The sequence below is a fragment of the Mycoplasma hafezii genome, from assembly GCF_049942695.1.
GTDB classification, from domain to species: domain Bacteria; phylum Bacillota_I; class Bacilli_A; order Mycoplasmatales; family Metamycoplasmataceae; genus Mycoplasmopsis; species Mycoplasmopsis hafezii.
The window spans coordinates 531,260-556,156 of the sequence record NZ_CP187940.1; the positions used below are offsets into that span (position 1 = coordinate 531,260).

A 24,897-nucleotide genomic window follows, 5' to 3' on the forward strand; every position below is an offset into this window, starting at 1 on the left:
TTCCTTTCTTATAACTAATTTAATTTGGGTTTTTTAATTATTCTGATTTACCTTCACTTACTAATTTAAGTGATAATGACATTTGTTGTAATGGTGCCATCATTGAACGAGCAAGAATTCCAAGTGCTTCTTCGTATGTAGGAAGTGAAGCAACCATTTTAACTCCAGCAGCGTCAACAACTTTTCCTTCAAATGTACCTGCTTTAATAACCATTAATTTGTGTTTTTTAGCAAAAGACACAAGTAATTTAGCAGCAGACATTTGATCGTTTTGTGAAAAAGCAAAAATGTTAGGTCCTACTAAATGGTCAGCTAAGTCAGCAAGTCCAGCTTGTTCAGCAGCAATTTTTACTAATCTGTTTTTGTAAACTTTGATTTCAACACCGTGTTGTTTAGCTTCTTTTCTGAATTCTTGTAATTCAGCAACTGTAAGTCCACGGTATTCAGCGAAAGCTAAAGCTTGAGAATCTTGAATTCTGTCTAAGATTTCAGCAACAACTTCTCTTTTAGCTGCTCTAAATTTTGATTCTGACATAGTTTGCCTCCTTTCAAAATTTTTGGTTCGCAATACAACAACTAAGAGTATACACTCGGCAACGTATTAAGCATTTGCAGTTGCTGTCTTTATGTATTGCTTACATATTATAAAAAAATATTTAAATATTACAAGTGTTTTTTAATAATTTTTTAATCTAAAAATATGAATTATTATTTATTTTGTCCACCTGTTTTATTAAAAAATAATATCATATTAATGCTAGATATTTCTAGCATAATTTAATTTGGTTTTCTATGTTATCAAGAGAACTAGAGAACCTTTCAAGAACACTTTGAATTTTAAAGAGAATTTCGTCAGGGAGTTCTCTTTTCTTTTGCAACAGTTCTTTAACTTTATGTAAAAATTTATGGAACTCTCTCGTTTTCTTAATTTCATTTGAAAGAACATGAACTAAAGGAATATTAATATCTAAATTTTTAGCTAGTGATCATAATTCTTGTTCACTTAATTGTTTTCCGTTTGGTATTCTTGCATCAAACTTTTGACCTTTTATTAAAAATCAAATTTTTTGATTTATATCAGTAACCAATGTTGCTTCGACACTACTTCTGATATAAATTCTTTTCCCTTCTTTATCAAAAGGTGCGTAATAATTACCGTTCATTTTAAAAACACCAGATGTAATTTTTCTTTTAATTTCTATTAAAAAATCAGGATTATCATCAAATAACTTTCCTTTTTCAAAAACATTTGATTTTGATATGTTGTTTTTATTGAATTTATTATTGTAAAAATCTACAATAGATTCTCAATTATCATTTAATGACTTAATAGAATTTATTTGATTTTCGTAAAAAAATAAAGGATAGTTCATTTGTGCTGTTAGAAAAGAACGCTCAACATTAGGTTTGAACGTTGGATTGCTTGAAGTTAATAACTTAATACCTCTTTTATTTAAAGCTTTTTCAAAATTTGTCATTGTTTCACCATTGATTCAAAAATTTCTTCTTCTATCTGTTGAAATATTTTGTGGAAAACCATATTTTTTAAAAACTTTATCTAGTAGTCTTTGATATCCTATTGCAGTTTCGGTTTTTTCACAATGAATAGCTAATAATTTACCAGTTGCAGAATCTACTGCGTGAAATAAAGACACAGTTTCGTTATTTCAAAACACTTCGATACAAGCATCTAATTCGATAAATTCTCCAAATTTTCTATTTTCCTTAATATTTAAATATTGTCTCTTTTCTATTTTTTCATCTGTTTGATTTATGTGCTCGATAATTTTGGTTAATCTGTTGATTTCTGTTTTTGTTAGTTTTGACACTTCTTGTTTTAATTTGTTTTGAAGTAATTTCTTTGCATATCTTTTAGTTTTCTTATGAGAAAAAGAATTAGCAAACCCATTTTTACGTAAAAGCTTTTTAAAATGAGATTTTGAATAGAACTGTCTTTCGCTTAAATTTAATCTGTCTACGAAATCACTTACTGTAATATCTGAAAAAGTAGAATTTTGATGTGGAAAAATAGCAGTCTTGATTTGGTTATATTTGTCGACTGCGTTGTTATAAATTTCTTGGGTTATTCCGCAATTTTCTTTTGTCTTAAATCTATTTCCGTGAACAAAAGAATAAAAGATTTCTTTAGTTTCTTTCTTGATTAAAATATCCTTTTTAATTCTTTGTATTGTTTTAGTTGAAACATTAAGCATTGTTGCAAGTTTTTGATTTGATAATTCAAAGTATCTACCTATCATTTCGTATTTATGCATTCTTTGTACTTTATACGCTGTTCTAGTTTCTATTTTCATAAGAAAACCACCTTTCAAGACACTAATACAATTATAGTTTTAGTATCTATCCAGGTGGACAAATTAATTAATAATTAACAATTTAACTTTATTTTAAGCTGAAAAATACTTTTTTATGTTTTTTAAGAAAAATAAAAAATAGTAAAATTTAAATAATATAAATATAAGTATTGGAGCAAACGATGAAAAGAGTTAAAACAAAATTATTATTACTTAGTTCATGTGGCGTTGGATTAATTACTCCATTAATCGCAATGTCATGCCAAAATGAAGATTACGAAAAAGAACTTAACCAAGCACATAAATCAATTACTTTTGATGTTGTGAAAAAAGAAGATATTTTTGCTAACAAAGTAACAAAAAATATGATTCTTTCTAATTTAAACCAAAGCAAATTTAAATTAGAAATACTAGCGACAATTCCAAACTTAGACAAATTAGACATTAATTATCAAATCACACACTTAAAAAATACAAAATTAGTAATTAAAGACACATATGTAATTACTGGATTTAAAAAAGAAGAAGACAAACCGATTGACAAACCAAATCCAGATGAAGCGGAAAACAAATTATTAATTTATCAAATTGGTGTTCAACAAAAATATTTAAAAACTAGACGCGACAGTTTACAAGAACTTCATAAAAAATTACCACTTTATAATGAAATTAATTGGAATTTATTAAAAGCTGATGCAAGCGAAAATAAATTAGAACAAAACAAACAATTAAAAGCCAATTTAGATGCTTTAGAATCAAAATTAAACAAACTTTTAGCTGCTAAACAACCAACAACCAACAACAATCTAATTAAAGATTTAATCAATCAAATCGACCAAGCAATTGCAAAATATAACAATCCTAAATTATTTGATTTAAAAAACACTGTATTAGCTTATAACAAAGATCAAAATTCAGCAATAAACTTAGATCAATTAGTGTTAGAATGACAAAACCAATTACAAAACATTATTATAGATATTTTAAAAAGCAGTTTAGAAAGTCTCTATCAAGAATTACAACAAGAATTTAAAGCTAATAATTTAAACTATCAAAAAAATTTAGTAAGCGAGTTTAACTTAAAAGCTGAAAAATTACTTGAAATTAATATCCAAAATGTTCAAACAGATAAATTAGAATTAGCAATTCAAGAGTTTAAACTTCTCAAACAAGATTTTGTAACTGCAATTAGTTTATTCAACGAACAATTTAAAGCATTACAAGCACAATCAAACAAACTAAAAAGCAAGGCTAATGGTTTTTTAACAGAGTTAAATAAAGACACAAAATATAATGATTTAGCACAAAAAGTTAATCAATGATCTGCTGCGATAGATTTAACAAAAAGCGAGTTAACTAATCTAGATTTAGTTACTAACTACCTTATAAAAGCACAACAACAATTAGAATTATTTAAACAAGAAAAAGAAAAATTAGATAAAGAAGCTGATAAAGTTGAAGAAGATAACCAAAATAAACCTGTAGTTCCCGATGATAATCAAACAAATAAGCCTAACGAACAACCAAATCCTGATAATACTCAAAAACCAGGAAATGATAATTCAAATAATGAAACCAATCCTAAACCAGATGATAAACCAAATGTTGGCGATACAAATCAACCAGATATTGAAAAACCTAAACCTGATACAAAACCAGATGATAATACGCAAGTAATTAAAAATTGAGGTAACGTACCACTTCCACATAAACTTGATGATCAAATTACCAAAGATGATTTAATCCAAATGTGAGACACAATGGTTTCAAAAAGAATGACTGGTGACATGAATTTTGGAGATCGTAATATTTCTACAAACCGTGTGTTTGATGCTTACATAGAATGAATTACTGAAAATTGAGTTAAATATCCTTATTTTTCACCAAACTCAGATTTATTTACTACTTCAGTAAAATCTAACTTTATCACTGAACCAGATGTGCCAGAAGGTGCTGTTACTATTCCACATAGCACATACATTCCAAATGACGAAAACCACATTAATAAAACCACCTGATTTGTTTCAACAATCGTTATGAATAATGTTTATGGTGAAGAATGATTAACACCAGGACCTTCACTTGACAATTTAAATCGTTTTGTACAAAATGGTTTGGCCTTAATTAAAGATGATATGAGTGATTGAGATAAAGTATTTGCTTTATATAACTACATTACTCAATACTTCTATTACGGAACACGTGGAGCTACATTTGTTAGTGTAATAAATAATGCTACTGGAGTATGTAAGGATTACGCAACTGCTTATGCATATTTATTAAACCAAGCTGGACTAAAAGCATTCCCATGAGAAACAGGTCACGGTAAAGGTGGTGGTGTTGGACATATGGTTGCCTACATTTACTTACCAGTTGATCAAAATAATAATCCAACAGCTTTCTCAAGTAAACGTATGTGATTCGATTCTGATCCAACTCAAGCTTCAAGTACTGGTGGTCCAGGTAAAAATTATCCAAAATCATTTAGCACTACTACAATTAGAAATATTGTAACCATTCCTGCAACTAGTCAATTTGAACCAAACGGTCAAGACCGTATTAGATATACTTTTAATCTTTTTGAAGGTGTTCCATTTAATAAATTATGACTAGATAATTCAATTATGTATGGGCCTGATAAATTTGCTCCTTCTAAGACAACAATGTTAGGAAATGCTTTAATTAACGACTCAACCTTAAGTGCTTATGAATTTATTTCTAATTATTATTACTATGATAATAAGTGATATTCACTTTGAATCAGTTTAAAAGGTTCAAATAAAGAAATAGCAATTAAATCACAAAACTTCTTTAATAAAAACGCAACTAAAGACGCTGATATTTATCAATATATTCCAGCACACCTAATGGAAAAAATCGAAAATGCAGCTAGAAGATTCTTTAAAGATTTCAGTAACAGTTGAAACGAAAACGCTGCACAACTATTTGGATATCAAGATAAATTAATATTTGTAGGTGCTTCATCACAAAGTTCTAATGCACAATTATCATTTATTATTTATGATATTACAACTCATCAAACAGCTGAATATCCAATTCCAAATTCAGTTGGTAAAACAGTGCAAAATTACTATGTTGATTATCAAAATAAACGACTAATTTTTAAATTTAGAGATACTGATAATCAAAGTTTTGATTTCCCGACAAATAATTTACTATTCAATCCAGGAAGCGGTATCCAAAACAACAACTTATATAACGAATTTATTTCATTACATGTTAAAACTTTAGAAAATAAATTGCAATTTACTCAAATTGGTAACCAACCATATCAAATTACCCAAGCAAAATATGATGAAATAAATTCAGAGTTAACTTCACTAAAAAATAGCATTACAGTAAATTCTTCTGAATCAGAAATTAATGCTGCGATTTTAAAAGTTCAAGAATTAACTAAAAAATATAATGATGCAATCTATGAAAATGCTAATCAATTAATTCTAATTAAAGATTTAAACCGTATAGATAGTGTTTCTGAAAGCATTTATAAAAACTATGGATACAACTTTAAAATCCACGCAATCAATTCTCCAAGTCAAATTATCAAGCCTAATGAATCGCTTTTCTATGAGCTTTATTTTAAAGCGAATAATACTAGCGATTGAGTAAAAGTGCTTACTGCTCAAGGTACAAGTCAACTTAGAATTAATTCTAAAATTGTTCCTAATGCTAATGGTGAATTCAAAATTAGAATTTTACCTAGAAAAGAAGCAACAGAATATATTGAAACAAGTACTTTAAAATTATCAGTTGAACCAGATCAAACATGAGTAGAATTACCACAAATACCAGAAGTTAGAGTTAATGATTTTTACTCATCTAATTTAGATGAAAACGGAAATTATTCAAACAAACCAGTAAATTTAAGTTTTGATTTCCAAACCATTAATAATAGCTACAATAGTTTTGATCTTGAGTTTTACTACGTTAATTTAGACACTAAAGCAAAAACTTTAGTTAAGGAATTACAGAACGTAAATGGCTCAATCAATTATCGTTTTGATCCAATTAGCGAAATTAATAACTCAAATCACGGATTATATTTTGCTAAAATCACTTTACATAATAATCAAACAAACAACAACTTAATCTTCTACACACCTAAAACACTACTATTTAGTCGTAGCGATCTTAATAACTTCGATTTCCAAGCTTGAGCTAATATTGCTAAAATAAATTAAAAATCTCGCTTATGCGAGATTTTCTTTTCTTTTTTCGATAGAAATTTTATAGTCAAATCCATCAAAAGTAAATTGATAGAATTGATCCTGTTCAAGTTTTGAATAAAACTCGGTAGCTAGCTTGCTAAATTCTAGTGTTGGAATACTAAATTGTTTTCCTTTTTGTATTTTTAATAAGCCTTTATATGGGATTTTAATTAAAATGTTATCTGTTAAAAAAGCTTCATAATCTTTCTTTTGAGTAATTAAATTCGGATTTAAGCGAATTTGACTATTATGCACTTTTTGAATTTGATTAAACGCTCTGAAATTTGGATCACCATTGATATTAACTCAAATTGCGTTAGTAGCTTTATCAGTATATTTTAATAAATCCTCAAAGTTCACAAATGGACGATAAGCTCATTTATACATTGACATTGTAACTATTGAAGGTTGAAACCATCATTTTCCATCCACAAAATTAACACGAATTTTTTTAAAGGTCATATTATCCTAATAGAATTTGTTCAATTAATTTGGCAACACCATCTTCATCATTGCTTTCAGCAATGATATCTGCGTGTTCTTTAACTTCTGGATGTGCATTCGCCATTGCAACGCCCACAGCAACTGCTTGCATCATTTCAACATCATTTGGAGCATCTCCGCAGGCAATTGCTTCAGCTAATTTTCAACCATATTTTTTAAAGAGCTCTTTAATTGCTTTTCCTTTATTTTGATGCAGCGGCATAATATCAAGCACATCTGATTGTGAAGGTATGCAATATGATTTAGGAAATTGTTTAAGAAACTCTAAAAGTTTTGGCATTTTATCTTGAACCTTTTCTCTTAAAATTAATAATTTTAAAATTGTGATATTTGGATTTTGCTCAATTAATTGTGAAACAGAAGTTTCTTCATAGTTTCAACGATATGGATTATCTGCAGTAGTATATGGATAAATTCTAGCGTTAAATCAGATAGGGTTATTGAAGTTTTCACCATACATAGTGTCGGTTGTGTAGGTTAAAAAATCAATTTTGTTAGCTTCTAAATATTTAACTATTTGTAATACTTCGGTGTTGTCTAATTTTCCAAGTACTGTAGTTTTTCCAGTTCTTCAATCATCAATAATTGTAGTACCATTAATTGCAATGACAGGGTCTTTTAAATTAAGCTCTGTGAATAATTTCTTATTCATATAAAAAGGTCTACCAGTTGCAATTACCACTCTTTTACCTTGCTTATGTAATAATTCAATAGCTTGTTTAGTTCGTTTGGTAACTTCTTTTTGACTATTTAATAAAGTTCCATCTAAATCGAAAATAAATGTTTCTAAATTATTTTTCTTTTTGTCCATAGGTTGCATTTTTACCATGTTTTCTTTGATAATGTCTTTCTACCAATGCAGGTTGAGCTAAATGAGAATCATTATTTGCTACAATCATTGTTTTAATTGCCATACGTGCAATAGTTTCCATTGTAAGAGCCATATTAACAGCATCTAATGGTGATTTAAATGATCAAGCAAATGGACCGTGTTCTCTAACTAATGTTCCTGGAGTTGCTTTAAAGTCTAAATGTCTGTTTTTAAACATTTCTAAAATAACTAATCCTGTGTTGTGTTCATATTCACCATTAATTTCTTCTGGTGTAAGAGCTCTAGCACAAGGAATTGGACCATAAAAGTTATCTGCATGAGTAGTTCCAAAACAAGGAATATCTTTACCTGCTTGTGCAAATGCAACAGCATTAACACTGTGTGTATGTACAATCCCTTTAATTTCTGGATTTGCTTTATAAAGTAAAGTGTGTGTTGGTGTATCAACTGATGGATTGTATTTAGATTCGTAAATATTATTGTCTAAATCAGTAACAACCATATCACTAGGTGTTAATTTAGCATAGGAAACACCTGAAGGTTTAATAACCATAAATTTACGATCTTTAGTAATTCCTGAGACATTTCCTCAAGTATGAATTACTAAACCGTACTCAACTAATTTCATATTAGCTTCATAAACTTCTTGTTTTAAAGCATCAAGTTCTGCTAAATATTCTGTAGGAATTTTATTCATTAGTTATCTCCGCCTATTTTTGCTCAAGTAGCATCATAAAATTCTTTTGCATCTTTAATATATTTAATTGCTTCTTCTTTTGTTTCTTCTGGTTTATTAAGAGATCACATTTCAATCATAATTGGTTGATTTAAACGTAATTTTTTAAGGATAGTTAACATGTATTCAAAATCAACTGTTCCTGTACCAAATGGTGTATCACGGAATTTTCCAGGCACTGTATCCTTAAAGTGAAAAGCAATTAATTTATGTTGTGCTAATTCGAATTCATTAAATAAATCTTCTTTATTAGCTCATTGATAAATATTTCCTAAGTCTGGGTAAATGCCTAAATATGGACTATTAATCATATTTACATATGTTAATGCACGAGAGTTAGTACCCATAAATCTTGTGTCCATAATTTCAAATGCAAGCATCACTGAATATTTACTTGCAATATGAGTAGCTAGTTTCATACCTTCAATAAAGTATTTTCTAGTTTCTTCATCTGATTCTTCATAATAAACATCATATCCTGCAAGTTGTACTGTACGAATTCCAAGTTTTTTAGCAAGTACAATTGCTTTATGCATAATATCAAGAGCTCTAGCTCTAATTTTTCGATCGTGTGAACCAAATGGGTATTTACGGTGTCCACTTAAAGTCATTGAGTTAAAGTTAAAACGATGTTTAACTAATAATTCTTGCACTTCTTTAATTTGTTCATCAGTTCAATCAAGACGTGCTAAACGCATATCTGTTTCATCAACTGAAAACTCCATAAAATCAAATCCAGCTGCTTTAGCAATTAAGATTTTTTCTTCTAAAGAAAATTTGTTATTAATCGCTTTTTCGTAAATCCCAACTAAACGATTAGCTTCAGTATTTGGCAAACTCATCTTTAAATTCCTTTGCTGCTAATTCTGGATTTTCTGCATCACGTAAGCTACGTCCTGCAATAAATATATAAATTGGAATATCTTTAAATAATTTAATATCTTCTAAAGCTACACCACCTGTAACTGTAACTTTAAATCCCATGTCAGCAAGTCTTTTAACAGCGTCAATATCTCTTTGACCTCATTTAACACCACTTGCTTGTGAGTCTCTACTACGGTGTCATACAACTTGTGGAACACCCGCTTTTTTCCATGCTTCAACTTGTTCTCAGTTGAAGTTTGAAGTCATTTCAATTTGCACTTCGTTTTTTACGTTATATTCTTTTCCAATTTTCATTGTTTCTTCAATTGTAGGAACTTCAGCAGCACAAATACATGTTGTATAATCAGCTCCATTACCAAAGAACATATTTCCAAATACTTTACCAGCATCTGCAATTTTTCCATCAGCTACGATAATTTTGTTTGGAAAAGCTTCTTTTAAAGCTTTAATAGCTTTTTTACCTTCTGATGCAATTAAAATTGTTCCAACTTCAATTACATCGATATATTTTTCTACTTTTTTAGCAGCAGAAATAGCATCATCGATTGTTAAGTTATCTAATGCGATTTGTAATAATGGTTTAGACATCATACTCCTTAGTTTGTCACATATTTTGTATAATCAACTGATTTAATAAAGTCGATAACTTCTTCTTTTGTGTTCATTTTTGCAATTTTATCTATGTTTTCAGGAAGCTCAAACACTGCAACAATTTGTGGAATAGCTACTTTAACGTGTGTTTCACCATCGATTGCAGCAATACAAATAAGCACGCTTACTTCCATTCCATTTTCAAAAACAACTGGTTCTTTTAAAGTTACTAATGAGAAACCATTTCCAAATACTGAACCATTTGTTCCAGTTGCGTGTGGCATAGCTAATCCAGGCATTAAAACATAATAAGGACCGTATTTAGCTGTTGATTCTAAAATTGCTTCATAATATTTTTCATTGATAATACCAGCTTTTTCAAGTGGTATTGTTGCTAATCTGACTGCTTCTTTCCAATCTTTAGCTTCTTGATGAATTTTAATTGAATCAAGTTCAATTAATGTATCTAATAAATTAAGTTGTTTTGACATATTGTTCCTTGATTTAATTAATTAACACCTTTTTCTTTTGCATCTTGTAATGCACCTTTAATTTCGTCTAAGTTCATAACGTTTTTAAGTCCGTAAACTTTAGCAGTTGTATTTTTAATTTCTGAAACGAAGTTTGCTGTACAAAGCACAACATCGAAGTTGTTTACAACACTTTTTCCTTGTCCAAGTCCAAGTGCTTCAACACTTCCTTGAATTCCTAATTCTTTAAGAGCTTGATTTACTTTAAGTTTAATGATCATTGATGTTCCCATTCCTGATCCACATAAACATAATACTTTCATGACTTCTCCTTTATAACACTAAGTTATTAATAAATTTAATAAAGAAAATTAATCGACAGTAATTAAACCGCCGATTAATTGATAAATTATTCTGTAATCAATTGTGGTTTGATTCTGAATACTTTTTGTAATAATGTTGGTTTTTCTTGACGGTTTGTATCAAGTAATTGTGAAAGAATAATTAATGCAACTGGAATTACTCCTGCATATACAATTCCTGAAGCTACTGGACTGAATGAAGCTCACATAGCTGCTCCAAAGAATAAGTTTCAGTCGAACATTCCTAAGAATCCACCTTTGAATGGTAAGCTGAATGCTTTTGTTGCATCTGGCAATCCATTGTACATGTGGTTTAATGCGTATAATCCACTTGCAATTACAAAGATTTCACAGAATCCAAAGATTGCTGGAACAATAATTGATGCTTTGTAACCACCTGATGCGTTTGCAAATACACCCATTGAACCTGAGTTAAAGAATAATGTAATAAATAATGGAATTACAATTGGGAAATGAGGCACAGCTCTTGAAATACCAATAACAATTCCAACAGCAATAAATTGTGCGATTGTACCAGCAGCAAATCCGTATGTTACAGAGTTAATTGCAAATCCATATGTAGCAGCAACGTCAACAGCAATAACTGCACCTGGAGCAACTTTTTCTGTGATACCTTGGAATGATTGTTGAAGTTCTGTAACGAACATTCTAACACCTGCTTGAAGTACTAAAATTGAAGCAACAATTTTAAGTGAACCAAGGAAAATGTTAATTACTCAGTTTTGAGCATCTACTTTTCAAGCACCAAAGTTAGTACCTGTAACATTTCCATTTGGATCGGCAAATTTTCAGTTTGGATCTTTAGAAGCAAATTGTAAGATTAAAATTAAGATTAAGAATAAAATGAAAATAAGCATTGTTTGAGTAAAAATGTTATCTTCGAAAATTTTAATTTTGTTACTAATTTTTTTAGTTTCTGCTGAATCTTCTTTTTTACCGAAGAATTTACCAATTCCATAAGCAATTGATAAACCTAACATTTGTTGGTGACCAACACAGAAACCAGCTTTATCAGTAACTGCATCACTACCTTTGATTGTAGCTGATGTACCTACTGATCAGTAAAGTCCTAAAATAATACCACTAATGATAATTGTTCCAATAATGTGGCTTGTTGATGCATAGAATTGTCCTGCAGCAACACCGGCATTTCCTTGTGCATCGTTAGTAAAGAACATTGTAAAGAACACAACAGGTACAACTACAGCTGCTTGTTGGAACATAACGTGTCCTGTAAGCATAACTGCATGCATGTTTGTTCATCTACGGAAAACAACCATAAGTAAGTTGATTGCAAATCCGATTAAAAGAGCATATGAAATTCAAGCTTCATAACCAGCATTTAATTCTCTAAGTCATTTAGCTGAGTCATTTCATACAAAGTAAGGATCTAATGGTGTAACGTCGGCTCCAAGTTTACTGATACCTGTGAAAACGGGTTTAGCCATACCAACAAGTACAGCAGCACCGATTTTAAGCATGATAACTCCGATCATTGCTTTAATCATTCCCAGGAAGGCATCAGAAAAGCCTCTTCCAAGTATTAGATATCCTGCGAAAACCACTACCCCAATAAGAATTGTTACAGATCCTAAAAAGTTAGAAATAAGAACTTTATCTACAAAGTATTTTGTAGCTGCACCAGCTGTTTCGTGGTACACTCCCATTCTAACTCCATATGTAATACCAGCCATCGCTGCGAAAACTAGTACAACAATTCCTAATCAGAGTAAGGCTTTATAGTTAAAAGATTTAGCCTTTTTTGTCATGATTAGTCCTTTTCTTTAACTAAAGTTAAAGCATAAAGTTATTTAAATTAGTCTAATTTTAAGTCTTTTTTAAGTTGTTTTAATTCTTCTGAAACTTTTGATTCATCGTATTTTCTTGGTTCATCAAAAGCAAGAATTTCTCTAGGGTTATTTACAAGCATATCTTGAATTGCATCGTCTGAAACCCCTAATTGTTTTAATAATGGAATGAATCTGTCGAATAAGTATGCTAATCCGAATGTTTCTTTTCCTTTTGTAATTCCGTAGTTTCTTTGGTAAAGAATTCTACCAGCGTCTAAACTTAATGTGATGTGTTTTTGGTACCCTTTGTCTACTAAGTATTTGATGTTTTCAGCAAGTGTAGCATCTGGATAGTATTTAACACGGTCTGGTCCATCTAAACAAAGTGTAACACCTGTTTCTTTAATAATTTTTTCGTAGTAGTATTTATCTGGGTTTTTGTTTAAGTGTGAAAGTTGAATTTTTCTTGGGTTAGCACCAAAGTCGATTAAGTGTTGTGCAACTTCAAGTGCCATCGTTCCAAGTTGTGTATGTACAAGAATTGGACATCCTGTTTCGATTGATGTTCTTGCAGCAACTTCAAGAGCTTTTAATTCAAGTCTATCAATAGCAGCATATCCTGTTCCAGCCTTAATAATTCCAGCTTTTGCTTTTGAACGTTTTACAACTGGTCCACTGTAGTTGTATTCATCCATTCCTTCTTCAATTTCAGCAACACACATTTTAACAATGTCGTCTGTAGGAACTAAAGCAAGTCATGAACTATATTTGTCATAGAATTTTGCTTTGTGGAACCCTGTAGACATAATTACGTGTCCACCTAAAGGTTTCACAGCTTCTGCGATTTGTAATGTTCTAATAACATCTCTACCAACGTTAGGTGGATCCATTGTTACGATTGTTGAACCACCTCTGTCAATAAATTCTTTAAATTCAGCGATTGAAGCATCAACATTTAACATTAAAAAGTCAATGTGTTCTTCAACTTCTGGTCCACCATTTTTAATAAAGTGGTCGTGGCAGTCTGTTACTCCAAGTTCTGTAGCAGGAATATCACCAAAGACTGTTCTTGCGAATTTTTCTTTCATTGTTCTCCTTCTTAACCATATAATAATGTATTTTGTTTTTAAAATAGAAGTGCAATTCAAAATAGTTTTTATTCATTAACTCAATAGCTTATTTTCAGCTCGTTGATATTTGGCTTCTATTCATTAAAATTCTCTATTATTTGCAGTCTTTTTTGCAAAGAAAAATGTAACAAATTTACATAAACTTTTATAATTATTTAAAGTGCTTATATATAAAAGGGAAAAAGTGTAAATAAATTACATTCTATAAATTTATGCAAAATAAAAAAATGTGGAAAATTTCCACAATTTTGTCTTTTTGCAACCCAAAATGGAGAAAACATTATGAAAAAAGCTACGAACAATTTCTGTCAAATTAAAAAACCCATTTTAAAAGGTGTCTCAGGTTTATCTAAAAACGATTATATTATTTTAGACTTTATTAACTGTTTTGAAGGAGATTCCTTTAATTATAAAATTCGTGATTTAGCTAAAGAAACTGGAGTATCTGTTGCAAGTGTGTCCCGTTTTGCAAATAAATACGGTTTTCACGATTATCAATCTTTAACAATCCATATCAATAAATCTATTCAAAAATTCCAGGACCAATATCCAATTTCTGAAAATAAAAATAATAATCATTCAACAATTAAATCAGGAATTAAATATGTCTTTGACAACTTATACAACCAAGACTTATTAATTCAAATCCAAAAAGCCGCTATTCAAATTAATAAAGCAAATAAAATTTTTGTTTTAGGTTCTGGTAGTTCAAAAAGAATGAGTGATACATTAGTGTCAAACTTATATAAAGTTGCTAAAAGCGTTGTTGCTGAAAATGATTTCCATACTTTTATTCCAGCGATTGCTGGTGGTAATAAAAACGACGTCTTTGTACTTTTTTCTGATAATTTAGTTTCGCCTGAAACATCATTTTGTATCAACGAATGTCATAACCGTAATATTCCTTTAATTGTTATCACTTCAAACAATCATTGCGATTTACTTAACAAAAATGACATTGCTATTATTTATCAAAAAATTTATTCAAGTAATTTAAATATCCCTTTATCAACTAAAATCTCACAATTAATGATTGCTGATATTCTTTTTGAATCTATTTTAATAGAGGATCAATCTTTAAGAAATAAACTCGAGGATGCAATCAAATTAATGGATAAGTGAAAGAATTTAAACAACTAAACTCCATATATAACTTTGTTATATATGGTTTTTTTATTATAGAAAAGAATATAATTTTAATGTGAAGAAAAATACTTAAGAATGTCGCACAATAACTAGTAATATAGTAGGTAATCATTATGAAAAATTTCAACTTTTTTAAACAAGGATTAAAACCCTTTATCTTAGGAGTAATTTCTTTAGGTGCGTTTATTTTTCTAATTCCTTTATGTATTATTGCGATATTTAACATAAAAGGTAACATAACAAACAACCAAGCAATTTACACTAGTTTCGGATTTAGTCTTTTCATTATAATTTTTTGATCTATAACTGCATTTTTAACATTAATAAATCTAATTTCAATCTTTTGATATTTAAAAAGAAATAACATAAGAAAAATAGAACATTTATTTATATTAGAATTAATTAACATTTCTAGAATAAGTAAAATGAATTTTCATTTTTCACAAAATTGATTTTTTAATCGTATAATTGTACCTTCTTTAGGATTGTCTTTTATCTTAGCTCTATTTATTTTCCCTATGGAATGAATGGTGTTTTACACATGATTTGAGCAATATAAATGATTAATTTGAGAACACAATAATTTATTCTGAACATTTATTTTAATCACTCTACCTGTACCGCTATTCTTATATTTATATTTATACACTTATAAGACAATGATTTTTAAAATTAATTTTGATATGATTTTAGCTAAATTTATATCCACTCATCAAAATTACGAGAAAGAAATTAATCAATTATTATTAGGAAGTGAAACGTATTATACAAGATGAAATAGCTTGCTATGAATTACTATGGAAATTATAATTATTGTTATTGTTTGAACATTTATAATTGCTTGAATTTGATATGCAACATATTTTTCAAAAGAAACAAAATATATAAGTATTCCCATTGTATTTACAATATTTTATTCAATTTTTTGAATAGGATATATTGTAGGGCTATTGATCTTCTTCTTTATACAACGTAAAAAGTTAATTATTAAATCTCACGAATTAAAAACCAAAAGCAAAAATATATTTTACCGTGAAGTTTTAACCGAAATTGTTAATATTAAAATGGAATATCCAGAAAACTCACTTATACACTACCAAAATTTAGTTAAAAAGTTTAATTGAGCAACAATTTATTATTTTATTTTTACTTTAATTATTTCAGGGTTAATTATTCTTTCATTATGTTGTTATCAAAACCTTTTAGTACAAAGTTTAACTAATTTAAATTCAAACATCGAAAGCACAATGGTTCCTGAACCATGAGTTTGAATATTCTCAACATTCTTAATAATCGCATCAATTTTCGAACCACTAATTACAATCTATTTAAATCATATAGCGATTAAAATTGCACACGAAAACAAATTAAAACAATTTTTGGAATTTTAACCATGTTTAAACTAACTAAATAACTAAATTTTAAAAAACCAATAAAATAAAAATTAATACATTAAAATTAAAATACAAAGATAGTATTATCAAATACTATCTTTTTTATTGATAGGAGAGAAAATGAGAAAACCTATTTATTTACACACAAATACTGAATATTCATTTTTATATTCAAAAATTAAGTTAAATGATTTGTTTAATTTAGCAGTTCAAAATAATTTAGAATATTTACCTTTAACGGATGTCAATAACCTATATGCACTACCTTACTATTATGAATTTAGTAAGCAAACTGGTATTAAGACAATTATTGGAATAGAAACTAAAGTGTTTGTTGATGAAACTAATTATTTTAAAGTTATCGTAATTGCTAAAAATAACCAAGGATTAGCAAAAATTAACCAAATTATTTTTAATGCTTCACAAAAAAGCTTTATTAATAATTTCCTTGATTTAGAAAGCGAAGACTTATTTGTTATCGATCACTTTGAAAAAGGATTATTAGCCAAAGGTTTAGAAAACAAAGCAACTGAAATTCCAAGTAATTTTTTCTATAACTCTAAAACTTTAATTAAACAAAATACAGTTTATGCCCCTACTAAAAGAATTTTAAACTTTGAAGATAACGAAATTTTAAGTGTTTTAGAACAAATTAGTGGAAAAGCGAAAAAAGTTTATACATATAATGACTATTTTGACACAAATGAATTTGAAGATATTGAAGAAACAGTTTATCAAAATATGGTTGCATTAGTAGAATCAATTAACATCACACCACCTACACAAGAAATTAAACTTGCAAAATTTTCAAATGATGCCGATCAATTATTTAAAGAATTAATTCAAGGTGAAAGATATCAACAAATTATTCAAAAATATGATTTAGCTACTGTCAAAGAAAGAATTTTATACGAATATCAAACAATTAAAAAGCTTGGTTTTATTGATTACTTTTTAATTATTTGAGATGCTTTAAAATGAGCTAGAGAGCATAATATTGAAGTTGGTCCAGGTCGTGGAAGTGCTTCTGGTAGTTTGATTGCTTATTTATTAAATATTACAGATATTAATCCATTAGAATTTAATTTACTTTTTGAACGTTTTTTAAATATTGATCGTGTTTCTTTACCCGATATTGATTTAGATATTCAAGACAACAAAAGAGACGAGCTATTAAGATACCTTCAAGAACGTTATGGTTCAGAAAAAGTTGCTTTAATTTCTACTTTTCAGACTTTAGCTTCTAAAAATTCAATTCGTGATGTTGCTAGAGTCTTAGAAATACCAACTGCAGATGTAAATAAAATTTCCGCATCATTAACTAAATTTGATAATTCTTTAACTGAAGCATATATTAAAAATAAAAAATATCGTGCTTTAGTTGATATGTATCCAAACTTACATGAATATGCTTCAAAAATTGAGGGATTACCTAGACAAGTTGGATTGCATGCTGCTGGGGTTGTAATTGCTAACGAAAATTTAATTAATCAATTTCCAGTTACGTACAACGAAAATGGTTTTACTCAAATTCAATTTACAATGAACTACCTTGAACGTTTTGGGCTAATTAAAATTGATTTCTTAGGTTTAAAAAATTTAACTATTTTACAAGAAATTGAAAATTTAATCCCTGTTGAAAAACGTTTCGATTCCATAATTACAAATAATTACTCAATGTTTGTTGATAAACAAACTTTTGATTTACTCAATAAACTTGCTACAAACGGAATTTTCCAATTAGAAAGTGACGGAATGAAAAAAGCAATTAAAGCCGTTCATGTTGATAGTTTTGATGATTTATACGCTATTATTTCACTATTTCGTCCAGGTCCTGCTCAGTATATTGAAACATATGCTGTAAATAAAAGAAACCCTAATTTAATTGCAAAAATTCACCCTGAATATGACAAAATTGTGCTACCTACCTACGGAATTATTGTTTACCAAGAACAAATTATGGAAATTGCACAAAAAGTCGCCAATATGACTTTTGCTCAAGCGGACTTATTGCGTAGAGCAATCTCTAAAAAAGATGAAGCGAAATTACACAGCTATAAAACAATGTTTTTTGAAGGTGGTTTAAAAAACAATATTAGCATTAGCACCCTAGAAACAATTTATGCAAATATTGAGAAATTCGCTGATTATGGTTTTAACAAATCTCACGCTGTAGCATATGCATTAATAGCTTATAAACTAGCATTTTATAAAGCAAGATATCCAATGGAGTTTTATTCAGTTTTATTAAGCAATTCTTCTGGAGATTTACTTAATATTAAAAAATATGCTCTAGATGCTAAAGAACAAGGAATTAAGGTTAATTCACCTTTAATTAATATTTCTACTGCTGAGGTTGAAGTTTATAATAAACAACTTTACTTACCTTTTATTATGATTAAAGGTGTTGGTGGAGTCGCAGTTACTAAAATAGTAAGTGAAATAAAAACTAACGGTTCAATTAACAACATCATAGAAGGATGAATTAGATTAAAAAGTGCAGGAATCGGTGATGCAGTACTCCAAACTTTAATCAAGGCTAATGTCTTTAGAAAATTTGGTAACGTAGTTCAATTATTAGATTTTTATGAAGAATTCAATAGCATTTATAATGCGTTTAGTCCAATTCTAAAAAAATCTAAATTAGATGCATCAGATTATGAAGCTAGATTAGATTTAATTAAAAAATTTATGCAAGAATTTGGATACGATCAAATGGAAATTCCAGCAAAAGAACGTAATTTAGATGCTGAAATGAGATATGAAAGTGAACTGCTTGGTGATATTTATAATGCACTACCAAATATTACTCACAAAAATAATTTAACGGTTAATAGACCAAAATTATCAGAAATTGGGTTAGATAGAGTTTGAGTTGTTGCTTACCTTACAAACGTACGTAAGCACCCTACAAAGCAAATGGTAACAGTATCTTTAAAAGACGATACTGCTTCAGTAATTTGCTACGGATTTGCTTCTAAAATGCTTGAATTAGCAAATTATCCAAAACCTAGAATCATTATGATTAATATTAGCAAAACAGATAAAAACTTTTTAAGAGTTTATGATTGAAAGGAATATGAAGATGAACAATAAAATTAGTTTAGTTGTTGATGGAAACTATTTAATGTTTCAAAGTTTTTACGCAACTTATTATGGAAATCCTGAAGGAATTCTTAGAAATAAAGCAGGTGTTCCAACAAATGGAATTTCAGTATTTTTAACACAATTATCACAGTTAATTAAAGAATTTCAACCTGACAACTTATTTATTGCTTTCGACGCTAAAGAAAAAACAAAACGTCACGAACAATATGAAGGATATAAAGATGGTCGAACCAAAGCACCAAGTGAGTTATTTATTCAATTTAAGTTGATTAAGGAACTTCTAACTAAATTAAATATTAAACACCAAGAAGTTGCAGGTTTTGAAGCTGATGATTTAATTGCTGCTTACTGTAAAAATATTCCTGGTCAAAAATACATTTTCTCTCACGATAGAGACTTAATGCAACTAATTAATGAAGATGTTTCAGTCATTAATAAAGTTAAAAAAGGTTTTTCTGCTTACTACGATCTCATTGATATTTATAATTTTGAAGATATCTTCGGTTATCCATATCAACACGTTATTGACTATAAAGCTTTAAAAGGCGATTCATCTGATAATTTACCAGGAGTAAAAGGGATCGGTGATAAAACAGCTATTGATTTAATTTATAAATTCGGAACATTTGACAATATTTATAAAAATATCAATTCAGATCAAATCACTAATGCAGTTAGAAATAAGTTAAAAAACGGTGAAGCTACTGGTCGAATGTGTTATGACTTAACAGTTTTAAATCCTGATATTGCTGATTTTAATACTGATACAAACTTTTATCACTACCATATAAGTTTTGATAATGCAGTCGATATGTTTAATGAATTAGAATTAAATAAAGCAAAAAAAGCAATTAAAGACGTCGCATGATAGCAGTAGTTGGAAAAATTTGTGCTGGCAAAACTTTTGTTTTAAAAGAATTAGAACAAGAAGGCTATAGTGTGTTTTATGCTGATGAATATGTGAATAATCTTTATGAAAAAAATACCACATTTTTATCAGATGCTAAAAACATGCTTCCTACTATATGTTTTGAAAATAATCAGCTTAATAAAGCAAAATTAAAGGAAGCAATTTCACAAGGAAAAATTGAACTTTCGACACTAGAACAGCTTGTTTTTAGGTATCTAGAGAATCATTTAAAAAAGAACAAATATGACTTTGCTGAAATCCCTATTTTGTATAAAACTAGATGTGAATTTATTCAAATATTTCAAAAAATTGTCGCAATTAACACAAACAGTTCACTACGTCAATCGCTCTGTGAAATAAGGGGTGTGGATAACTTTTGATTTAACTATTTTGAAACCCAAAACCACTATAATTGAGACGTAAAAGATAATTTATGTGGTGTGGAAATTGTTAATATCTCAATTAACAACAAGTGAGAACTTGAAAATTTAAAAAATAAATTAGTCAATCATTCCCTAAGCATTTAAAATAATATTACATTAATTCCAAATTAAGGTAGGTCGTGATGCAAAATCAATTACGTTTTTCATATTTCGCAGTTCAAAAAGAGCAACACATTTCAAGTGAAGATTTAACAAACTTAAGAGAACTTTATGGTTCAATCCTCGGGGCTGAACCTATCTTTCTTTACGAAACTCTTTTAGACTTTTCAAAAGGAACTAATTTCCAAAAAACAAGTATTGATTTTAATTCACTTAGCATTTTTTGTGCAATGGAAATTGAACATTTAGAAATTGCTCGTAAAAAGTTAGAAGCTATCGGTTTAATTAACACTTACTACGATAACAAAAAAGCAATTACTGTTTTTACACTCCAAAAACCACTTGATGCAATCGGTATTAAAAACAATATGTTTATTTCTGATTTAATCATTCAAAAACTTGGTAAAAGTCAATTTGACTTTATGATTAAAAACAAAAGTAAGAAAGTTTCTGTCCTTAGTGGTAAACAATACGAAGATGCTACAACCAGCTTTTTTGAAATGTTTAACCTTGAAAAACAAGAAGAGGAAGCAAAACGTGTTGATCAATTCTTAATTGATTTAGGAAAAAGAACCAAAAGCGATCTTGAAATTAAACAAATGTCTAAATCAATTAAGCCTACAGCAATCAAACTAGAATTTGGAAATACTCAATATTCAAATGAATATGAAGCTTTATTAAAATTAACAATTATCGACTTTTATAAACAATTATTAGATCACGAGCCAAATGAAGCTGCTCAAAATTATTTAATTGATTGAAAGAAAAAATTAGCTGACGATAAAACTATCAATCTTGTGATGTATCTTGCTTTCTTAAAACAAGGACATACTGCAAATAAATCAGATCGTTGATTAAAATTAGCTAACACATTAATTAAAGAAGTGACACAAAAAGAAATCAATGGTTTTGAAAATATCGAAAACTATTTAGATGGAAAATTTGAGTTTTCAAATGAATATAATGATGTTTATAAACAAAAAAACTTTTTAAAAGCACTTTATTTAAATAATAATAAGTAGGTAACTTATGGAGAAAATTAATCATTTTTTAAAAACTAATCTCTTTGTTTCTCAAGATGAATTAATTGCTTCAATCAAAAAACATCCAGAAATTCAATCACTGGTTGAACTCTTAAATATCTCAGATCAAGAGATCTGAGATAATTTTGTATTATTTAATGATCTTTTATCAGAAAAAAGAGATCCAAGCAAATATTTGTATCGGACAATTTTATATCGAGATAATAACCAAAATTTATGTGCTCGTAAACAAATTAATAATACAAAAGAAGCAAAAGAATATCTTTTAGAACATAACCTAGCATTTAGTAATATTTCTCGTCCAATTACTAAAATTTCAATCGAAGAACAAGAAGGAATTAATGAATCAAACCATTTTGATTTATATAACTTCCGTTCTGAACTACTAGAAAAAATTGATGATAAAGATAATTTAAAAAATATTAAAGGATGTTATTTAGAAGGAGCTGCAAATTCATTACGTAGCACCGTGCTTAGCAATATCGCAAATAGCTTTGCTTTACGTGATTATAAAGTAGCTTATATTAATATTAATTATCTTGAAGATGAACTCAAAAAAGGATTTAATTCAACAGATAACGAATCAAATTTCATTGTTGATACATTAGCAAAAATTGATGTTTTAGTACTCGATGAAATTGGATTTAAAAATTACAACCCTTGGTATATCGAAAATATTCTAATTAAAATCTTAGAACAACGTGAATTAAACCAGAAAATTACCTTTTTAGGTTCATACGTTTCAGTAAAAAATATTAAAAGTATTATTAATAATAAAGAAAATAAAATTTCAAGCTTCGCAATTGAAAAATTACAATTATTAATTAAAAAACTTTGCAAGCTTGAAATGTGGATAGGAAAATAATGAAAATAGTTTTAGCAGGTACACCAGCTTTTTCAGTACCAATTTTTGAAGAAGTAATTAAAAATTTTGAAGTGGTTGCATTAGTTTCACAACCAGATCGTCCAGCAAACCGTGGATATAAACTTGAACCAACTCCAACAAAATTATTAGCAGAAAAATATAATATTCCAGTGTTTCAACCAAATAAAATTGGTGAAATATATGAAGAATTAAAAGCTTTAGACTTTGATGTTTTATTAACTTGTGCCTTTGGTCAATTTATTCCACAAAAAGTTTTAGATTTACCTAAAAAAGGAGCTTTAAATATTCATGGTTCGCTTTTACCTAAATACCGTGGAGCAGCACCGATTCAATATTCACTTTTAAATGGAGATCAAAAAACTGGTATTAGTTTAATGTTTATGGAGCTAAAAATGGATGCTGGTGATGTTATTAAAGTTGCTGAACTCGATATTCTTGATACTGATACTTCTGATACTTTATTTGAAAAAATGTGCAAATTAGCAACAGAAAATATCACACAATGATTAAAAGACTTTGAGAATAACAACTATAACCGTATCAAACAAGATGAATCAAAAGTTATCTTATCTCCTAAATTAGAAAAGTCAGATGCATTACTTACAAATGATTTAGATATTGAAACTGCTTTTAATAAAATTCGTGCCTTTTCATCAAATCCAGGTGCATACATTCTTTTAGATAACAAAAGAGTTAAAATTTATTACGCTTCTAAAACAAAAACACACAATAATGCATTAAAATTACAGTTTTCTGATGGTTTTCTTTATGCAACAGATTATCAATTCGAATCTAAAAAGCGTGTGAAACTCTAAAATGGAAGTATTACCATAATAATAAAATCTATTATAAAATAGATTTTTTTATTACACAAAAAGTGTATATAATTAACTTGTAAGATATTAATATCTTATATAAAGTTAACTTAAAAATCTTACAAACTTATTCACAGAAAGGATAATAGAAACTTATGAAAAAAGTTGCAATTAACGGTTTCGGAAGAATCGGAAGATTATTTTTCCGTAGATTATTAGAAACAAACTCAAACTTAGAAGTTGTTGCTGTTAACGATTTAACAGACCCTAAAACATTAGCACACTTATTAAAATTCGATACAGCTTTCCACCAATTACCATATGAAGTAGAAGCTAAAGAAGGTGCTATTGTTGTTAACGGTAAGGAAATTAAAGTATTTGCTGAAAGAGATCCTGAAAACCTTCCATGAGGTGAATTAGGAATTGACCTTGTTGTTGAATCAACAGGATTCTTCACATCAAAAGAAGGTGGAGAAAAACACATCAAAGCAGGTGCTAAAAAAGTTGTTATTTCAGCTCCAGCTGGAAGTGACCTTAAAACAGTTGTTTACAATGTAAACCACGACGTTTTAACAGCAGATGACAAAGTTATCTCAGCTGCATCATGTACAACAAACTGTTTAGCTCCAGTTGTTAAAGTATTAGTTGACAAATTCGGAATTAAATCAGGATTAATGACAACAATTCACTCATACACAGGAGACCAAAGATTACAAGATGCTCCTCACCGTGATTTAAGAAGAGCTAGAGCTGCTGCTCAAAACATGATCCCTACATCAACAGGTGCTGCTAAAGCTATCGGATTAGTAGTTCCAGAAGCTGCAGGAAAATTAGACGGACTTGCAGTTCGTGTTCCTACAATTACAGGTTCAGTAGTTGACTTAACAGTTCAATTAGAAAAACAACCTACAGTTGAAGAAATTAACGCTGCTATGAAAGAAGCTGCTAACGAAACAATGAAATACGAAACAGCTCCAATCGTTTCATCAGACGTTATTAACTCACACTACGGATCAATCTTCGATTCATTATTAACATCAGTTAAAACAACAGAAAGCGGAAACTTATACAAATTATTCTCATGATACGACAATGAAATGTCATACGTTTCACAACTTGTTAGAACTGTTGTTCACTTTGCAAACTTATAATTATTGCACTTATAATCCAGGGAAACCTGGATTTTTGATT

Annotated in this window: 21 protein-coding genes; 10 read left to right on the top strand and 11 right to left on the bottom strand. The window is 28.7% G+C overall.

Annotated elements, in window-relative coordinates; all coding sequences use genetic code 4:
* Positions 1-37: 37 nt before the first annotated feature.
* Positions 38-535, bottom strand: a complete 498-nt coding sequence (gene rplJ, locus ACPYPZ_RS01990; protein WP_426460905.1) for a 50S ribosomal protein L10 — start codon at positions 533-535, stop codon at positions 38-40.
* A gap of 232 nt (positions 536-767) precedes the next feature.
* Positions 768-2,312, bottom strand: coding sequence for a hypothetical protein (locus tag ACPYPZ_RS01995; RefSeq protein WP_426460906.1), 1,545 nt, complete (start codon positions 2,310-2,312; stop codon positions 768-770).
* Positions 2,313-2,494: 182 nt separating this feature from the next.
* Here ACPYPZ_RS01995 and ACPYPZ_RS02000 point away from each other — a divergent pair, with 182 nt between their 5' ends.
* Complete coding sequence (locus tag ACPYPZ_RS02000) at positions 2,495-6,514, top strand: hypothetical protein (RefSeq protein ID WP_426460907.1); 4,020 nt, start codon at positions 2,495-2,497, stop codon at positions 6,512-6,514.
* A gap of 9 nt (positions 6,515-6,523) precedes the next feature.
* Here the strand turns inward: ACPYPZ_RS02000 and ACPYPZ_RS02005 are convergent, their stop codons facing one another.
* From ACPYPZ_RS02005 to ACPYPZ_RS02045, 9 genes are all read right to left on the bottom strand, one after another.
* Entirely contained in the window at positions 6,524-7,003 is a 480-nt protein-coding gene (locus ACPYPZ_RS02005) for a hypothetical protein (protein WP_426460908.1), read from the bottom strand.
* Position 7,004: 1 nt separating this feature from the next.
* The gene (locus ACPYPZ_RS02010; protein ID WP_426460909.1) at positions 7,005-7,856 is read right to left on the bottom strand and encodes an HAD family hydrolase; all 852 of its coding nucleotides are present in this window, start codon (positions 7,854-7,856) and stop codon (positions 7,005-7,007) included.
* Positions 7,837-8,574, bottom strand: a complete 738-nt coding sequence (locus ACPYPZ_RS02015) for an L-ribulose-5-phosphate 4-epimerase (RefSeq protein ID WP_426460910.1) — start codon at positions 8,572-8,574, stop codon at positions 7,837-7,839. Before ACPYPZ_RS02015 ends, ACPYPZ_RS02010 begins: the two co-directional genes overlap by 20 nt.
* Positions 8,574-9,455 (bottom strand): L-ribulose-5-phosphate 3-epimerase, encoded by an 882-nt coding sequence (locus ACPYPZ_RS02020; RefSeq protein ID WP_426460911.1) that lies wholly within the window; start codon positions 9,453-9,455, stop codon positions 8,574-8,576. The genes ACPYPZ_RS02015 and ACPYPZ_RS02020 overlap by 1 nt, the downstream gene beginning before the upstream one ends.
* On the bottom strand, positions 9,430-10,086 hold the full coding sequence (locus ACPYPZ_RS02025; RefSeq protein ID WP_426460912.1) for a 3-keto-L-gulonate-6-phosphate decarboxylase UlaD: 657 nt from the start codon (positions 10,084-10,086) through the stop codon (positions 9,430-9,432). The genes ACPYPZ_RS02020 and ACPYPZ_RS02025 overlap by 26 nt, the downstream gene beginning before the upstream one ends.
* A gap of 8 nt (positions 10,087-10,094) precedes the next feature.
* Positions 10,095-10,580, bottom strand: a complete 486-nt coding sequence (locus ACPYPZ_RS02030) for a PTS sugar transporter subunit IIA (protein ID WP_426460913.1) — start codon at positions 10,578-10,580, stop codon at positions 10,095-10,097.
* 17 nt (positions 10,581-10,597) lie between these two features.
* A complete protein-coding gene (locus ACPYPZ_RS02035) occupies positions 10,598-10,882 on the bottom strand; it encodes a PTS sugar transporter subunit IIB (RefSeq protein ID WP_426460914.1) in 285 nt (94 codons plus the stop codon).
* 86 nt (positions 10,883-10,968) lie between these two features.
* Positions 10,969-12,711 carry a PTS ascorbate transporter subunit IIC gene (locus ACPYPZ_RS02040; protein ID WP_426460915.1) on the bottom strand — a complete coding sequence of 581 codons (1,743 nt, stop codon included), beginning with the start codon at positions 12,709-12,711 and terminating at the stop codon, positions 10,969-10,971.
* A 47-nt stretch (positions 12,712-12,758) separates the two neighbouring features.
* On the bottom strand, positions 12,759-13,820 hold the full coding sequence (locus ACPYPZ_RS02045; protein ID WP_426460916.1) for a phospho-furanose lactonase: 1,062 nt from the start codon (positions 13,818-13,820) through the stop codon (positions 12,759-12,761).
* A gap of 324 nt (positions 13,821-14,144) precedes the next feature.
* On the opposite strand from ACPYPZ_RS02045, the gene ACPYPZ_RS02050 reads away from it, so the two are divergent.
* The 9 genes from ACPYPZ_RS02050 to gap all read left to right on the top strand — a co-directional run bounded on the left by ACPYPZ_RS02050 (position 14,145) and on the right by gap (position 24,857).
* The gene (locus tag ACPYPZ_RS02050; protein ID WP_426460917.1) at positions 14,145-15,002 is read left to right on the top strand and encodes a MurR/RpiR family transcriptional regulator; all 858 of its coding nucleotides are present in this window, start codon (positions 14,145-14,147) and stop codon (positions 15,000-15,002) included.
* Between the two features lie 533 nt (positions 15,003-15,535).
* Positions 15,536-16,399, top strand: a complete 864-nt coding sequence (locus tag ACPYPZ_RS02055) for a hypothetical protein (protein WP_426460918.1) — start codon at positions 15,536-15,538, stop codon at positions 16,397-16,399.
* Positions 16,400-16,522: 123 nt separating this feature from the next.
* Positions 16,523-19,498 (top strand): DNA polymerase III subunit alpha, encoded by a 2,976-nt coding sequence (dnaE, locus tag ACPYPZ_RS02060; protein ID WP_426460919.1) that lies wholly within the window; start codon positions 16,523-16,525, stop codon positions 19,496-19,498.
* Positions 19,488-20,381, top strand: coding sequence for a 5'-3' exonuclease (locus tag ACPYPZ_RS02065; protein WP_426460920.1), 894 nt, complete (start codon positions 19,488-19,490; stop codon positions 20,379-20,381). The genes dnaE and ACPYPZ_RS02065 overlap by 11 nt, the downstream gene beginning before the upstream one ends.
* Positions 20,375-20,947, top strand: coding sequence for a dephospho-CoA kinase (locus tag ACPYPZ_RS02070; RefSeq protein WP_426460921.1), 573 nt, complete (start codon positions 20,375-20,377; stop codon positions 20,945-20,947). Before ACPYPZ_RS02065 ends, ACPYPZ_RS02070 begins: the two co-directional genes overlap by 7 nt.
* A 38-nt stretch (positions 20,948-20,985) precedes the next feature.
* Positions 20,986-21,984, top strand: coding sequence for a hypothetical protein (locus ACPYPZ_RS02075; protein WP_426460922.1), 999 nt, complete (start codon positions 20,986-20,988; stop codon positions 21,982-21,984).
* Positions 21,985-21,991: 7 nt separating this feature from the next.
* Positions 21,992-22,870 carry a hypothetical protein gene (locus tag ACPYPZ_RS02080; RefSeq protein ID WP_426460923.1) on the top strand — a complete coding sequence of 293 codons (879 nt, stop codon included), beginning with the start codon at positions 21,992-21,994 and terminating at the stop codon, positions 22,868-22,870.
* Positions 22,870-23,706, top strand: coding sequence for a methionyl-tRNA formyltransferase (gene fmt / locus ACPYPZ_RS02085; RefSeq protein WP_426460924.1), 837 nt, complete (start codon positions 22,870-22,872; stop codon positions 23,704-23,706). The genes ACPYPZ_RS02080 and fmt overlap by 1 nt, the downstream gene beginning before the upstream one ends.
* Before the next feature lie 155 nt (positions 23,707-23,861).
* A complete protein-coding gene (gap, locus tag ACPYPZ_RS02090) occupies positions 23,862-24,857 on the top strand; it encodes a type I glyceraldehyde-3-phosphate dehydrogenase (protein WP_426460925.1) in 996 nt (331 codons plus the stop codon).
* Positions 24,858-24,897: the final 40 nt, after the last annotated feature.